The organism is Mucilaginibacter sp. UYNi724 (genome assembly GCF_054057495.1).
Genome location: NZ_JBSRZI010000002.1, coordinates 59,520 through 75,156 on the forward strand (window position 1 = coordinate 59,520; position 15,637 = coordinate 75,156).

Below are 15,637 nucleotides of genomic sequence, written 5' to 3' on the forward strand. Positions count from 1 at the left end.
CCCGTGTTTAATTACCGGGGGATTTTTTTGCTATGTAATCGGTGTAATTGCCTGATGCTATTATGGGCAAACCATCTACCGAAAGATTATATAGGTAAACCCAAGCATCAACAGCTCCATTTTGTGTATCGATATATTGCATTTCCCGGATATATAAGTTAGGCTGTTCCTGCCCGGGCCCAACGCCCTCGTAATCGTCAATTACTTTAAGGTTTCGTTCGGGGTGATGAAGTTTATAGATGCTGCCGTGGACAAAGCTTTGAGCCTCGGCACCAATAATCAACCCGGGATATTCCCCGGTATCGTAAAGCACACCTTTTATCTTACCCATAGATGCGTATGTGCAGTTTTGTTTTAGGTAATTGGCAAACGGGTTTCCGGGTTGTAGGAGGGTACCGTAAACGAAAAGGAGATGGGTCATGGGAATAAAGTTAGCGAAATTTACTCACCCCGCAGCACTACGTGCGCGACCCTCTCAGCTTTGCAAAGAGAGTGAAAATATCTTAGTACTCCTTTCCGTAGGCGAAGAGAGGGTAGTCGAGCGAAGCAATGACGGGTGAGTAGATAGTAGATTTTAATATAATCCCCCACATATTATTTATCTTGCTTAAATTGGCATTTTATACCACTTACCATGAATACGGAACAGGTTATCACTTATATCAAAGAGAACAACATTCAAAAAGTAAAATTCGCCTTTGCCGATATCGATGGCATTTTGCGTGGCAAAGTGATCAGCACGCAGAAGTTCTTAGACGGGTTGCAAAGCGGATACGGCTTTTGCGATGTGGTTTTTGGGTGGGATAGCGGCGATGTTACTTATGATAATGTGGAGCTTACCGGCTGGCACAGTGGCTACCCGGATAAGCAATGTTATATAGATTTATCTACCATGCGTAACGTGCCCTGGGAGGATAATATCCCATTCTTTCTGGCAGACTATACCGGCCCCAAAGGCGATGCTTTGCCGGCCTGTCCGCGTAGCTTGCTCAGGCAAATTGTAAAGCAGTGCGATGATATGGGTTACCATGCCGAGTTTGCGCAGGAGTTTGAATGGTTCAACTTTAGGGAAACGCCGCAAAGCCTGCAACAAAAAGGGTTTGCTAATATGGAGCCATTGTCGCCGGGGATGTTTGGATATTCTACACTACGCACCTCGCAAAACAGCGCCTTTTATTACGACCTGTTTAATTTGCTTACCCAGTTTAATATCCCGATAGAGGGCATCCATACCGAAACCGGCCCTGGTGTTTACGAAGCAGCGATCATGCATTCAGAAACTTTAGATGCTGCTGATAAAGCCGTTTTATTTAAAACCGCTGTTAAAGAAATTGCCTACAAGCACGGCATTGCCGCAACATTTATGGCCAAATGGAACCAGGAATTGCCCGGCTGCAGCGGCCACGTTCACCAAAGCCTGTGGACTAAAGATCAAAGCGATAACCTATTTTATGACGGTAACGACGTAAACAAAATGAGCGAACTGCATAAGCAATACCTTGCCGGGCAGTTGTATTGTATGCCGCATTTGCTGCCGATGTACGCACCAACCATTAACAGTTATAAACGCCTGGTAGAAGGTGCCTGGGCGCCAACTACCATTACCTGGGGTGTAGACAACCGCACAACCGCTCTGCGCGTTATCAATGCCTCGAAAGCCTATACCCGTTTAGAAACCCGTATCCCCGGATCGGACACTAATCCATACTTAGCTATTGCGGCAGCGCTTGCTTCGGGTTTGTACGGTATTAAAAATAAGATGAACCTTGGTATTGCAGCAACTGTTGGCAACGGCTATCAAAACAAAGCAAACGGCAGCCTGCATGCCAACCTGTTTGACGCCGCCACTGCCATGCAAAAATCAGCAGTAGCTAAAGAACTGTTCGGCGAAGGTTTTGTGCAACACTTTACTCAAACCCGCCTGTGGGAACACCGCCAATACGCCAAAAGCGTAAGCGACTGGGAGCTGAAAAGGTATTTTGAGTCGATTTAATTGTCTTGACTGCAGTTAAAATAAACTTTTAGTATCTATGCAATTATAAACCAATCCCGGTAATGGACTTTCATCTTATTATAAGATCTGCTTGGGCAGAGTACGACAAATCTAAAACTATTAGAGATATCGTTGATATCAGCGCGATGGTTTCTACCAACCACGTGTACCGCATTACTTTTGACGACGAGGATATTATTATAGCTAAACTATCCTTCTTTGGTAAGTTTGAGCATTTTAAGGAAGATCACCGTATTATCCAGTCGCTGTCAAACAACCTGCTTTATCCGTTCGAGAACCTGCTGTCTAAATCGTTATTGAAAAACAACCGTGTTTATGTTTATCGCTATAAACAGGGCAAAAACGATGCCTGGGTAGTGTTTTATAATCCAACAAGGATAATGGACAGCATGCCCCGCCGCCTTGATGATGATATGATCAGGAAGCTTGGCTCGCAACTGGGCAAGTTCCACAAAGCATGTTCACGGATAAAGAATGTGCTGCCAAAATCATCCAAAACACTGCGTACCGATATTTACGACCTGCAACGCCAACTGGAAAAAGACGAACGCAAGTTTGGCTCGCGCATGCAGGTGGATCTTTTGAAATATCATTGCGAGCAGTTCTTAAAGAACAGGTCGCGGTACAACATGAGCTCGTTCGAGATCATTCCGGTATTTATCGATTGGAACATCGGCAATTTCTCGGTAACGCCTGATCTTGACCTGTACTCGCGCTGGGATTACGATTGGTTTAGGATGAGCTACCGTTTACTTGATTTTTACTTTTTCAGCCGTGTAGTATCTGATGCAGGCGACCGTACTGTGTTCAGTTATGTAATTGGACCGATGATGGAAGACAGGTTTATTACCTTCTTGAAGGAATACCACAAGGTAAACCCCGTTACCGCTGATGAGATCCGTTTCCTGAAAGAGGCTTACCGTTTCTTTATACTGAACTATGTTATTAAAGATGGTAAATATTTTTTTAACGAACAATACGCCAAAAAACTACAGGCTGAGGCTATGGAGATCTACCTGCCATCAGTTGACAGGGATTTCGACGCCGAGGTAATTATAAAAGCTTTAGGATTATAATTATACACTGAATGAAACGCATTGAGGATTTTAAATCGATAATAGACCGTTACGAAATCATATTTTTTGATGCATTTGGAGTGCTTAAAACCCACAGCGGCCTGGTGCCGGGAATAGAGCGCACCTTTGAGTACCTCAAAGAACAAAATAAAGAATATTATATTGTAACCAACGATGCATCGCGCAGCCCCGGGCAACTTGCTCAATCATACCATGATAAGGGCCTTTACGCCGTAACGTCCGACAGGATCATTTCATCCGGCCAGTTAACTAAGGAGTATCTGGAGCTAAAGGTAAATGACGGATATGTAGCTTATTTGGGTACTTCAGAGTCGGCGCATTATATTGAAAGTGCGGGACTTAAAACCCTGCCCGTTAGGGATGTGAATAGCACCAATATCGATAAGGTAAATGCCCTGATATTTATGGATGATGAAGGTTTTGATTGGTTTGAAGACCTAAATAAAACCGTTAACCTGCTACGTAAACGTACCATCCCGGCCATAGTTGCCAATACAGATTATGCCTATCCTGTGTCAAAAACCGATGTAGGTATCGCAATTGGTGGTTTGGCGCAAATGATAGAGACAATTGTAGGAAAAAGGTTTATTAGGTTTGGTAAACCCGACTCGCAAATGTTTATGTTTGCTTATGACCTAATACGGGAGTACCGCACCATTAGCAAAAAGCAAATTGTAATGGTGGGCGATACCCTTCAAACAGATATTATTGGTGGTAATAAATTTGGGCTGGATACCGTATTGGTGCTAACGGGGAATACCCAACATACTGATTACCAAAACCGTATTGAGGCAACCGGCATTGTGCCAACCTTTATTTGTGATAGCGCCGTATTAGGGCCTGATGCATTAGCTTTATGACCTAATGTAGTGGCCTATAATGTTAAACCTATGAGAAAAACTTTAAGTGTATTGTTGACAATTTTAATATTGCATGCAGTACCGGCCTTAAGCCAACAAAAAACATTTACTAATCCGCTTAAATCATCGGGACCGGATCCATGGGTAATATACCGTGGTGGGTATTACTATTACACAAACACCTCGCGAGATAGCCTGGTGCTTTGGAGAACAAAAAATATGGCCGATCTAAAAACTGCCGAGCGCAAAGCAGTTTGGGTACCGCCCGCAGCAACGCAGTATTCAAAAGAGCTTTGGGCACCCGAACTACATTACTTAAAAGGTAAGTGGTATATGTATTTTGCTGCCGACGATGGCGACAACAACCACCACCGCATGTATGTGATAGAAAACTCATCGCCCGACCCGCTGCAAGGCGAATGGACGTTTAAAGGCCAGGTGGGCGACGATACCAACAAATGGGCAATCGACGGTTCGGTGTTTACGCACCAAGGCCAGCTTTACATGATTTGGGCGGGATGGCAGGGCGACTATAACGGCCAACAGGATATTTACATTGCAAAATTGAAAAACCCATGGACAATAGACGGTAAACGGGTCAAGATTTCCAGTCCGCTTTATGATTGGGAAAAATTTGGCGATCTGGGCAAGAACAGCAACCCGCCGCATGTAAATGTGAATGAAGGACCCGAGGTGCTGAAGCACGGCAATAAACTATTTCTTATCTACTCGGCCAGCGGCTGTTGGACAGATTTTTATGCCTTTGGTATGCTCACGGCATCAGCCAATAGCAATTTAATGGATGTGCGGTCGTGGAAAAAATCAACAAAACCGGTTTTTAAAAGTTCAATTAAGAATGGAGTGTATGCGCCGGGGCATAATTCGTTTTTCAAATCTCCGGATGGGACGGAAGATTGGATCATTTATCATGCAAATTCAAAACCGGGGCAGGGCTGTGGAGGCTTTCGTTCGCCAAGAATGCAAAAATTTACCTGGAACAAAGATGGGTCGCCAAATTTTGTTGAGCCGGTTAAAGAAAATACGGTATTAGCCATACCATCGCAAAGCAAAAACAAAAACCAATAATTATAAAATTTATGAGAAACACATTTAATAAACCAACTTTGGCGCTCGCGCTTGCAGGCAGCATGCTATTTGCAGCCTGCAATCAATCTGCTAAAAAAACTACATCAACCATGACCGACAGTACAACAGCTACACCCAAATTACCATCTGCAGCCGCTTTCGAAAAAAACATCAATGGCAAGCAAGCGCATTTATATATCCTTAAAAATAAAAATGGGGTAGAAGCCGCGGTAACCAATTATGGCGGCCGTATTGTAAGCTTGTTGGTGCCCGATAAGCATGGCAACCTAACTGATGTGATTTTAGGTTTTGAAAGTGTAGACGGTTTTATAGGTTCTAAAGAACCTTACTACGGCGCAACTATTGGCCGCTACGGCAATCGCATTGCTAAAGGTAAATTTAAGTTAGATGGTAAGGAATATACCCTGGCTACGAACAACGGACCTAACACGCTACATGCCGGCCACCCGGGTTTCCAGGAAGTGGTTTGGGATGCCAAACAGATAGACAGCGCAACCTTAGAGTTAAGCTACTTAGCTAAAGATATGGAAGGCGGTTTCCCGGGTAACCTTAATGTTAAAGTTACCTATCAGATAACTGACGATAACGCTATGAAAGTGAGCTACTCGGCCACTACCGATAAATCTACCGTAGTAAACTTAACCAATCACGCGTTTTTTAACCTTAATGGAGAAGGTAGTGGTACTATATTAGATCACTTGGTACAAATTGCTGCCGATGATTACACCCCTGTTGACAGCACATTGATCCCGACAGGGAAAGTAGAGGCAGTTGCCGGTACACCTTTCGATTTTACAAAGGCCACCAAAATCGGTGAGCGCATCAACGTTGAAAATGTGCAGCTAAAAGACGGTAAAGGTTACGACCATAACTTTGTACTAAGCAAACACGATATCACCACACCCATCGCTACCGTTATTGGCGACAAAAGCGGCATCAAGATGGAAGTATTTACCGAAGAGCCCGCTTTGCAGTTTTACAGCGGTAACTTTATGCAGAGCCAAAACGCAATGAAAGGCGGCAAGAAGGATGAGTTCCGTACATCCTTTGCAATGGAAACACAGCATTACCCGGATTCTCCAAATCAACCAACATTCCCGTCGACAGAATTAAAACCTGGCCAAACTTATAAAACACAATCGATATACAAGTTTTCGGTGGTAAAATAACTTCCTAAAGGCGTGATACTTCGCGTCCTTTATTTAAATTGCACCAGAGATGCGACAATCGCGTCTCTTTTACGTTTAAACTATCAAATGCTTTTAGATAACCACGGGCGAAAGATCAATTACCTGCGGCTGGCCGTTACCGACCGCTGCAACCTGCGCTGCTTTTACTGCATGCCCGAGGAGGGATTGGACTGGCTATCGCGCAAGGAGCTGATGACCTACGAAGAAATGCTACAGGCTTGTACGTTATTGGTAAAAATGGGGATCGAAAAAATCCGCATTACCGGTGGCGAGCCTTTTGTACGTAAGGATATTATGCAGCTGCTTACCGCGCTTTCAAAACTCGACGGTTTAAAAGAGCTTAGTTTAACAACAAATGGAGTTTTAACCGCGCCACATGTAAGCGATTTAAAAGCGATAGGCGTGCAGTCTGTTAACCTGAGCCTTGATACCTTGGACGCGAACCGCTTTTTTGCGATAACCCGCCGTGATGAATTTGCCAGTGTAATGCAAACCATGCACGCCTTATTAGCACACGATGTTGAGGTAAAGATAAATGCCGTGATGATGGAGGGGAAAAACACACAGGACATCATCCCGTTGGTGCAATTAACCAAAGACTTGCCGGTGAGTGTCCGCTTTATTGAAGAAATGCCTTTTAACGGCGACGGGCACAGCCATAGCGGTATCGTGTGGGATTATGTAAGGATTTTTGATGAGATCCGAAAAACTTTCCCGGAGATCCAAAAAATGGCCGACCCGCAATTTTCAACTTCATACAACTACCAAATACCGGGGCATCAGGGCAGCGTAGGTATCATAGCAGCGTATTCGCGTACATTTTGCGGCACCTGCAACCGCATCCGCATAACGCCGCAGGGCACGCTTAAGAATTGTTTATACGATGATGGGGTGCTTAATATTAAAGACCTGATGCGCCTGGGTATGGATGATATAAAACTTGAGGCCACATTAAGGCAAGCGTTTAATGTGCGCGAAAAAGATGGCTGGGAAGCCGAACGTAAACGTTTTGAGAACTCGAACTTCCACGAATCTATGGCTACAATTGGGGGTTAATAACTCAACAATATGATAACGGTAGAAAAAGCCGAAGATATAGTACTCGCCCAATTAAAAGATTACGGTACCGAAACCGTGCCTTTTGAGCTGGCTTTAGGCTATGTTTTAGCGGAGGATATTAAAGCCGACAGAGACCTGCCACCTTACAACCGCGTAACCATGGATGGTATCGCGATATCCTATAAAGCCATTGTAAAGGGGATAAGCACTTTTAAAATTAAAGCAACCCAGGCAGCTGGCGAACAACCTGTGGATATTGAAAGCCCCGATGAATGTATCGAGATCATGACAGGGGCAGCCTTATCATCAACTGTTGATACTATTATCCGCTACGAGGATCTGGATATACAAAACGGAATTGCCACACTACGGGTTAACAACGTAAAGCAATACCAAAATGTCCATTCAAAAGGGAAAGATAAAAGGCACGGCGAGGTTGTTGCGGCTACTGATCAGCAGGTAACCCCGGCTATTATAAGCCTGGCGGCATCTGTTGGTAAAGCAACATTGTTAGTTAAAAAACTGCCGCGGGTGATGATCATATCATCGGGTGATGAATTGGTGGATGTAGCAAATAGCCCATCCGAATACCAGATCCGCAGGTCGAATAATTATACAGTTAAAGCCATCTTAAAACAATGCGGATTGGATGCCGATATGCTTCACATCCCGGATGATCCCGAAATAACCAGACAGCAAATAGCCAATTGCCTGCAAAACTACGATGTTGTACTACTTAGCGGTGGCATCAGCATGGGTAAATTCGACTACATCCCGCAGGCACTTGAGGATATGCAGGTGAAAAAGCTGTTTCATAAAGTGCAGCAACGCCCGGGCAAGCCCTTTTGGTTTGGCAGGCATGATAATGGTGTACTTGTTTTTGCGTTCCCGGGTAACCCGGTGGCTACGTTTATGTGCGTGCACCGCTATTTCCTGTTATGGTTAGATGCAACACTCGGCTTACAGGCAAAGCAACCTGTGTATGCCCAACTTGCCAGGGATTATACCTTTTTACCACCATTAAAATATTTCTTACAGGTAAAGCTTAATTTTACAGAACAGGGGATATTATCTGCCACACCGATAGAAGGCAATGGCTCCGGCGATTTTGCTAACTTAGCAGATACCGACGCCTTTATGGAGCTGCCATTAGAACGCAATGAGTTTAAAGCGGGAGAGGCGTTTAAGGTTTGGAGCTTCTGAACCGGGATTTGTGTCAAATAATTAAACTCAACGGTGAAATCATTTAAACAACGCTGCGATAAAAATTAGTATCAGTGGAATCAAAATTTAGTCATTTAGACAAAGACAATAATCCAGTAATGGTGGATGTTTCCGAAAAACAGGTTACACACCGCACGGCAACCGCGCAAAGTATTGTGGTGTTGCCAGATGAGGTTTTACAGCTTTTGGCAGATGGTGAATTACACAGTAAAAAAGGCCCCGTGTTTCAAACTGCCATCATCGCCGGGATTATGGCTGCAAAAAAAACAGGTGATCTAATCCCGCTTTGTCACCCTTTGGGGATGGATAACTGCAAGGTTACTATTGCATTATCGGCCGGCAATGAAGTGGTTATTGAATGCACGGCAAGCATTAGTGCTAAAACAGGGATAGAAATGGAAGCACTGGTTGGTGCCTCTATTGCAGCATTGACCATTTACGATATGTGTAAGGCACTGAGCCATGATATCGTGATAAAAGAAACCAAACTGATCTCAAAAACAGGGGGTAAGCGTGACTTTAAACGAACATAAAAAACACACCAATATAACACGGCCGGCCAATGGCAACTTTGCCCGTAACGAATGGGCGATAATGGGCGGACCATGCACGGTTATCAAGTTTTTGGCCGAACAGGTAATAACCGCCCTTACGCCGCAATATGAATGCGCTTACGCGGATACATCACATAACGATGATATGGTAGGTCTGCCGGGCAAACTAGCAAGCGGTGCGGCCTTAGAATATACCGATCAGTTAAATCATGCTCAGCTTAATTATAAAGCCCCATTAACGGCTTTTAAACAGCGGGAACTATTCTCGGCTATGGACTTGGTTTTGGTTAATGGCAATCATCAGCGAGGTAAGGCGCAGGTGGTAATAATTGATGCAGACAAGAAAGCATCGCTGCAAAAGCGGGAAGGGCAGCTTACCAATGTGCAGCTTTTTCTTTTTGCAGAAAATGCAGAAGGTGTGTTTGATTTTATAAAAGATGCTATCCCTAATTGGGAAAAGATACCTGTGTTGAGCTTGAATAATGATACGCTTCGAATTATAGACTTTTTTAGGGAAAAACTACAACAAACCAAGCCCATATTAAACGGCCTGGTATTGGCCGGAGGTAAAAGCATCCGTATGGGCACTGATAAAGGGTCATTAAATTGGTACGGTAAAGAGCAACGTTATCACCTGGCCGATCTGCTTAAAAAGCATTGCGATCAGGTATATATTTCTTGCAGGGATGCGGAGCAACAGCAGGAGGTGTCCACGGATTATTTGACCTTGCCCGACACCTTTACCGGCCTTGGGCCTTACGGTGCTATTCTCTCAGCTTTTCGCGATCAGCCTGATGCAGCATGGCTGGTTGTCGCATGCGATCTGCCTTTGGTGGATGCGAATGTGATACAGTATTTGGTTGATAACCGTAACATGGCAACCATTGCAACCGCATATCAAAGTAACTATCAGGACTTTCCTGAACCATTGATAACTATTTATGAGCCAAAAAGTTATCCTATTTTACTTCAATTTTTAGCACAGGGATATTCTTGCCCGCGTAAGGTGCTTATTAACAGCGATGTTAATGTGCTGATAGCGCCTGACCAGGAGGCGTTGGCAAACGTAAACACACCCGAAGAACTGGAGAGGATCAAACGCTTCCTCCATCAAAAAACAGCTACCAACAATGCACCCTGATCTGTTGAGATATAGTTGCCAGTTGGCCTTGCCCGGCTTTGGCGAAACCGCGCAAGCTTTGTTGCAACAGGCAAAAGTGCTGATTGTAGGTGCAGGTGGTTTAGGCTGCCCTGCCGCGCAATACCTTACATCAAGTGGAGTAGGCACCATCGGCATTGCCGATTTTGATACAGTATCAGTAAGTAACCTTCATCGGCAGATTTTATACGGCCCGGATGACGTAGGGAAACTAAAAGCCGAAGTAGCTTGCGAACGCCTGCAAAAGCAAAACCCGGATGTGAGGTTGATACCGTTTACTGATAAAACAACTTCAAATAACGTAATTCCGATATTTGACAACTACGATGTTATAGTTGATTGTACCGACAATTTTGAAACGCGATATTTACTCAATGATGCCGCGGTGATTTTAGGCAAGCCTTTGGTTTACGGGGCTATTTATCAATATGAAGGGCAGGTTGCTGTTTGGAATACAAAGAACCCGGATGGTACATCATCGCCTAACTATCGGGATCTATATCCACAGGTAGATGCTGCACAGATCCCAAATTGCGCAGTGGGAGGCGTAATACCTACACTGGCGGGGATAATTGGTTGTATGCAAGCTAATGAGGTAATTAAGCTTATTACCTACACAGGCAAAGCACTTACAGGAAAAGTTTTGATATTTGACGCCCAAACTATGCAAAGCCGCATCATTAAACTTGGTGCATCAACTAAAACAAAGATCTCCGCTTTGGCGCAGCATTCAGAAATCCCGAGCATTTCTGCTGCGGAAACTAAACAAGGTATAGCAAGTCGTACGCTCGAATTAGTAGATATTCGCACCGACCAGGAACGTGACGAGTACAACATCGGCGGCATGCACTTCGAACTGGATGAATTAGAAGATAACCTCGATGAATTTCAGCATGACAAAACCTACGTATTTTATTGCTCATCAGGCAAAAGAAGCGCGGAAGCTATTAAATTACTTCTACAGAAATTGCCGGGAGTAAAAGCGTATTCGTTAGAAGGTGGATTGGGAGGGTGGAACCGATAACTGTGTCACTTCGACGAGCGTAGCGACGGGCAAGCACGCAGTTATTCCACAATCACAACTATGGATGCGCAGCTACCCAAACCTCGCCATCGTCAAAAAACTCCTTTTTCCAGATAGGTACCGTTTGTTTTAGGGTATCAATGATGTATCGGCAAGCCTCAAATGCGGCATCCCTGTGCGCGGCAGATACTGCAATAATTACGGGTATCTCGCCGATTTGTAGTGTACCCACCCGATGGTGGATAAGTATCCTTTGTACCGGCCATTGCTCGAAAACCTCTTTGGTTATCGTCCGCATTTCTTTGATAGCCATCGGCTTATATGCTTCAAATTCAAGTTTTAATACAGTGCGGCCTTTGGTAGCATTACGCACCGTCCCAATAAAAACATCGATCCCTCCGGATTCTGGCGACATTATCCAGTCAATGCATTGCTGGGTGTTTAAAGGTTCGGAATGTATTTCTATTTGGGTTTGCATTTATCCTCCGCTTACCGGTGGTATAATCGCCACCTCGTCACGTTGTCTTAATAGTCCGCCGTCTTCTGCATATTCGTTATTTACGGCAACCATATAGCTGGCAAGCTTTTTCAGTCGCGGATATTGCGTTTCTAAACTGCTTTTTAAGTCAGCAGTGGTAGCAGCCGCGGCTAAATCAACCGTTATAGATGGCCCCCCGAAAATATCTTTGGCAATGCCGAATGCGAGCACCGTTATCTCCATGATGCAAATATGCAACAATCTTGTTCATAACCTGCATTTACACAATTTGGTTGCGTAATTATCCGAACAATCTTTACTACTGAATTGTATATTTGATTATGGCCAACAATGCTGTACAGCACTTACAGGTTACCCGGGTGACAGGTAGCGATTCCGAAGACGTTTCGGATGCGATAGCTATCGAGGAACCTTTAGAGATTCGCCTGGAATATGGCCCGGCAGGGGAGCGTAAAATCCAAAACATATCGGTAACTATGCGCACTCCCGGTAACGATGCAGAATTGGCGACAGGTTTCCTTTTCACCGAGGGTATCATTAAAAGCATATCTGCCATACAAACAGCCGAACATTGCTTTATAGCCTGTGCGGAGAACCGCGAGAATGTGATACAGATATCACTATCAGAAAACGTCATTCCAAACCTGCAAAATACCGAACGTAATTTTTACACGACATCCAGTTGCGGGGTTTGCGGCAAGGGCTCAATAAATGCTATACGTACCGTAAGTAATTATACTGATATAAAAACGAATGGTAACTTTATCTCAACAGACATATTAATAACCCTACCTGGAAAATTACGAGATCATCAAAAGGTATTTGCCTATACCGGCGGATTACACGCTTCGGCATTATTCACTCCAAGTGGTGAATTGCTTTTTCTTCGCGAAGATGTGGGCAGGCACAATGCGTTGGATAAGCTGATCGGCGCAGCCATCAAAGAACATCAGCTTCCACTAAACGATACGGTGCTATTATTGAGCGGCAGGGCCAGTTTTGAGTTGGTGCAAAAGGCTGCAATGGCGGGCATCAATATTATTGCCGCGGTTGGTGCGCCCTCAAGTTTGGCCGTTCAATTAGCGCAAGAATTTAACATTACGCTTGCCGGCTTTTTACGCGGGCCACGCTTTAATATTTATAACGCTCCCCAGCGCATTTTAATACCGAGTTATGAAGATCAGGATCAAAAATAACGGATTACGATATAGGCTTACCCGCAGTGAAGTCGCGGCTTTCGCTCAGGATGGCATTTTTAAAGAAAAGGTACAAATAGGCAACGACGTGCTTATTTATATCTTGCAACGCACCGCAGAGGAGAACCTTTCCGCATCTTTCAAAAACAATATAATTACGTTGTTAGTGCCTGACAAAATAGCCGGCGAATGGACAAACACCGAGCATGTGGGCTTTAGCGCCATGCTACATGGCACGCAGTTGCTGGTGGAGAAAGACTTTGTTTGTTTAGACGAGGTGGCAGAAGATCAAACCGATAATTACCCTAACCCTTTAGCGGCAAAGTGATGAGTAAAGAAACCAAAGAGCAACCGGCGGCAGAAAACCCCGAAAAGTTGCATCATTTAAAGGTTACCAAGCCCGAAACATGGGCGGCAGGGATCCCTGCTGTAACGGCTGCTTTTGCTGATATATTAGAAGAAACAGGTGCTTTACGTGGCTCCGGGGCCTTATTTAAAATGAACCAGAAAGGTGGGTTCGATTGCTCCAGTTGTGCTTGGCCTGACCCTGACGACGACCGCTCGCCAATTGCTGAGTATTGCGAGAATGGCGCTAAAGCGTTAGCAGAAGAAGCAACAACTAAGAAACTTACACCTGACTTTTTCGCCCAAAATTCGGTTGCCGATCTGGCAAGGCTTGATGATATGGAAATTGGCAAAAAAGGACGCATTGCGCAGCCTATGTATCTACCCAAAGGTGGCACTCATTACCAGCAAATAACGTGGTACGATGCATTTCATAAAATAGGTGATAAGCTAAATAGCCTCGCCTCGCCAGACGAAGCGGCCTTTTATACCTCGGGGCGTACCAGTAACGAAGCGTCTTTTGTTTACCAGCTTTTTGTGCGTGAGTATGGCACCAACAACATGCCCGATTGCTCCAATATGTGTCACGAATCTACCAGCGTAGGCCTGGCTGACGTTATCGGCATAGGCAAAGGAACCGTTACTCTGAATGATTTTTACGATACGGATGTGATTATCATTATGGGGCAAAACCCCGGCACAAACCACCCCAGGATGCTTACCGCTTTAGAGAAGGCAAAAAATAAAGGCTCCAAAATTATCGCTGTTAACCCTTTGCACGAGGCAGGGTTGATGGGTTTTAAAAATCCGCAGACGGCAAAAGGAATTATGGGCATCAAAACCCAATTGGCCGATGTGTATCTGCAGGTTAAGATAAACGGCGATATGGCATTATTGAAAGCGATAGAAAAGCTTTTGTACGATGCGGAACAGCAGGAACCAGGCAAAGTGTTCGACAATGACTTTATAGCTAAAAATACGGTTGGTTATGATGATTTTATTGAGAAAGTAAAGCATTTTGATGTAGAGGCGCTTTGTACAGCTGCCGGTGTCCCGCTGGAACAAGTACAGCAAGCCACCGACTTGCTTAAACATAAAAGCAGGATTATCATCTGCTGGGCAATGGGCATCACGCAACAAAAAAATGGCGTGGATACCGTTAAAGAAATTGTTAACCTTACACTGCTAAAAGGCAGTATTGGTAAAGCGGGAGCGGGCTTATGCCCAGTACGCGGACATAGCAATGTGCAGGGCAACCGTACCATGATGATATGGGATAAACCCAAAAAGAAACAGCTGGATAAACTGAAAGAGGTGTATGGTTTTACCCCCTCGCAAAAGAATGGCTTGGACGTGGTGGAATCAATAAAAGCCATGCAAGAGGGTAAGCTGAAGGTGTTTTTCGCTATGGGCGGTAATTTCCTTTCCGCTACGCCGGATACTACTTTTACAGCCGCGGCCATGCGCAAACTGGAACTGAGCGTGCATGTATCAACCAAACTTAACCGCAGCCATTTGGTACATGGCGAGGAAGCCATTATCCTGCCTACGCTTGCCCGCAGCGATAAGGATGTCATAAACGGCGAAGACCAGTTCATTAGTTGCGAAAACTCAATGGGGGTGGTGCAGATGTCTAAAGGGATTTTGAAGCCGGTGTCTGAAGAGTTACTTAACGAAACGCAGATAGTTTGCGAAATGGCTAAAGCGACATTGGCGGATCGTACGGTTATAGATTGGGACAAGTTTGCCAACAGCTATGACGCTATCCGCGATGATATTGGTAAGGTGATACCGGGCTTTGAGAACTACAATCAACGTGTACGCCTGCCCGGCGGTTTTTACTTGCCAAATGCCGCACGGGAAGGTAAATTCGAGACCGAGAAATTTAAAGATAAAGCACCCTTTACCATCACGCAGCTAACGGAGCATAAGCTTGCTGTTGATGAATACATGATGACCACCATACGTAGCCACGACCAGTTTAATACTACAATTTATGGCATGGAAGACAGGTACCGCGGCATCCACAATGAACGGAGGGTGATATTCATGAACCCCAAAGATATTGCCAAAGCCGGTTTGATGCAGGGTGACAAGGTAGACCTTTTCAATCATCACGATGATATTAAACGTGTTGCCCGTCTGTTCATCGTCGTGCCTTATGATATCCCAGAACGTAATACTGCAACCTATTACCCCGAAGGAAACGTTTTAGTGCCCATAAACAGCGTAGCAGATAAAAGCAATTGCCCTACAAGTAAGTTGGTTATTATAAAGATAAAAAAGCATACCTAAAACATGTTATCAAG

General features: G+C 44.6%; 16 protein-coding genes. 13 read left to right on the forward strand and 3 right to left on the reverse strand.

Annotated features, from left to right (window positions below; translation table 11 throughout):
- Positions 1–7: 7 nt before the first annotated feature.
- Positions 8–421 (reverse strand): gamma-glutamylcyclotransferase family protein, encoded by a 414-nt coding sequence (locus ACVW0P_RS03050; protein ID WP_457130770.1) that lies wholly within the window; start codon positions 419–421, stop codon positions 8–10.
- Between the two features lie 213 nt (positions 422–634).
- Here ACVW0P_RS03050 and ACVW0P_RS03055 point away from each other — a divergent pair, with 213 nt between their 5' ends.
- From ACVW0P_RS03055 to ACVW0P_RS03100, 10 genes are all read left to right on the forward strand, one after another.
- Positions 635–1,993: a glutamine synthetase family protein gene (locus tag ACVW0P_RS03055; RefSeq protein ID WP_457130771.1), complete on the forward strand. Its 1,359-nt coding sequence runs from the start codon at positions 635–637 to the stop codon at positions 1,991–1,993.
- A gap of 62 nt (positions 1,994–2,055) precedes the next feature.
- Positions 2,056–3,090 (forward strand): hypothetical protein, encoded by a 1,035-nt coding sequence (locus tag ACVW0P_RS03060; RefSeq protein WP_354430860.1) that lies wholly within the window; start codon positions 2,056–2,058, stop codon positions 3,088–3,090.
- 11 nt (positions 3,091–3,101) lie between these two features.
- Complete coding sequence (locus tag ACVW0P_RS03065; protein ID WP_354430859.1) at positions 3,102–3,971, forward strand: HAD-IIA family hydrolase; 870 nt, start codon at positions 3,102–3,104, stop codon at positions 3,969–3,971.
- Positions 3,972–4,001: 30 nt separating this feature from the next.
- Complete coding sequence (locus ACVW0P_RS03070; protein ID WP_457130772.1) at positions 4,002–5,057, forward strand: glycoside hydrolase family 43 protein; 1,056 nt, start codon at positions 4,002–4,004, stop codon at positions 5,055–5,057.
- Between the two features lie 11 nt (positions 5,058–5,068).
- On the forward strand, positions 5,069–6,247 hold the full coding sequence (locus ACVW0P_RS03075) for an aldose epimerase family protein (RefSeq protein WP_457130773.1): 1,179 nt from the start codon (positions 5,069–5,071) through the stop codon (positions 6,245–6,247).
- A gap of 87 nt (positions 6,248–6,334) precedes the next feature.
- A complete protein-coding gene (gene moaA / locus ACVW0P_RS03080; RefSeq protein WP_457130774.1) occupies positions 6,335–7,324 on the forward strand; it encodes a GTP 3',8-cyclase MoaA in 990 nt (329 codons plus the stop codon).
- A 12-nt stretch (positions 7,325–7,336) separates the two neighbouring features.
- Positions 7,337–8,530, forward strand: a complete 1,194-nt coding sequence (locus ACVW0P_RS03085) for a molybdopterin molybdotransferase MoeA (protein ID WP_457130775.1) — start codon at positions 7,337–7,339, stop codon at positions 8,528–8,530.
- A gap of 74 nt (positions 8,531–8,604) precedes the next feature.
- Positions 8,605–9,084 carry a cyclic pyranopterin monophosphate synthase MoaC gene (gene moaC / locus ACVW0P_RS03090; RefSeq protein ID WP_457130776.1) on the forward strand — a complete coding sequence of 160 codons (480 nt, stop codon included), beginning with the start codon at positions 8,605–8,607 and terminating at the stop codon, positions 9,082–9,084.
- Complete coding sequence (locus ACVW0P_RS03095) at positions 9,065–10,246, forward strand: NTP transferase domain-containing protein (RefSeq protein ID WP_457130777.1); 1,182 nt, start codon at positions 9,065–9,067, stop codon at positions 10,244–10,246. Before moaC ends, ACVW0P_RS03095 begins: the two co-directional genes overlap by 20 nt.
- Complete coding sequence (locus ACVW0P_RS03100) at positions 10,236–11,288, forward strand: ThiF family adenylyltransferase (protein WP_457130778.1); 1,053 nt, start codon at positions 10,236–10,238, stop codon at positions 11,286–11,288. The genes ACVW0P_RS03095 and ACVW0P_RS03100 overlap by 11 nt, the downstream gene beginning before the upstream one ends.
- A gap of 58 nt (positions 11,289–11,346) precedes the next feature.
- On the opposite strand, the gene ACVW0P_RS03105 is transcribed toward ACVW0P_RS03100, so the two are convergent.
- Together ACVW0P_RS03105 and ACVW0P_RS03110 are read right to left on the reverse strand one after the other, a co-directional pair.
- On the reverse strand, positions 11,347–11,766 hold the full coding sequence (locus tag ACVW0P_RS03105; protein ID WP_457130779.1) for a molybdenum cofactor biosynthesis protein MoaE: 420 nt from the start codon (positions 11,764–11,766) through the stop codon (positions 11,347–11,349).
- On the reverse strand, positions 11,767–12,009 hold the full coding sequence (locus ACVW0P_RS03110) for a MoaD/ThiS family protein (RefSeq protein WP_354430850.1): 243 nt from the start codon (positions 12,007–12,009) through the stop codon (positions 11,767–11,769).
- Between the two features lie 98 nt (positions 12,010–12,107).
- On the opposite strand from ACVW0P_RS03110, the gene fdhD reads away from it, so the two are divergent.
- The 3 genes from fdhD to ACVW0P_RS03125 are packed head-to-tail and all read left to right on the forward strand — an operon-like array spanning position 12,108 to position 15,623.
- The gene (fdhD, locus tag ACVW0P_RS03115) at positions 12,108–12,983 is read left to right on the forward strand and encodes a formate dehydrogenase accessory sulfurtransferase FdhD (protein ID WP_457130780.1); all 876 of its coding nucleotides are present in this window, start codon (positions 12,108–12,110) and stop codon (positions 12,981–12,983) included.
- The gene (locus ACVW0P_RS03120) at positions 12,961–13,311 is read left to right on the forward strand and encodes a DUF7009 family protein (protein WP_457130781.1); all 351 of its coding nucleotides are present in this window, start codon (positions 12,961–12,963) and stop codon (positions 13,309–13,311) included. The genes fdhD and ACVW0P_RS03120 overlap by 23 nt, the downstream gene beginning before the upstream one ends.
- Positions 13,311–15,623: an FdhF/YdeP family oxidoreductase gene (locus ACVW0P_RS03125; RefSeq protein WP_457130782.1), complete on the forward strand. Its 2,313-nt coding sequence runs from the start codon at positions 13,311–13,313 to the stop codon at positions 15,621–15,623. Before ACVW0P_RS03120 ends, ACVW0P_RS03125 begins: the two co-directional genes overlap by 1 nt.
- The last annotated feature ends 14 nt before the right edge of the window (positions 15,624–15,637 follow it).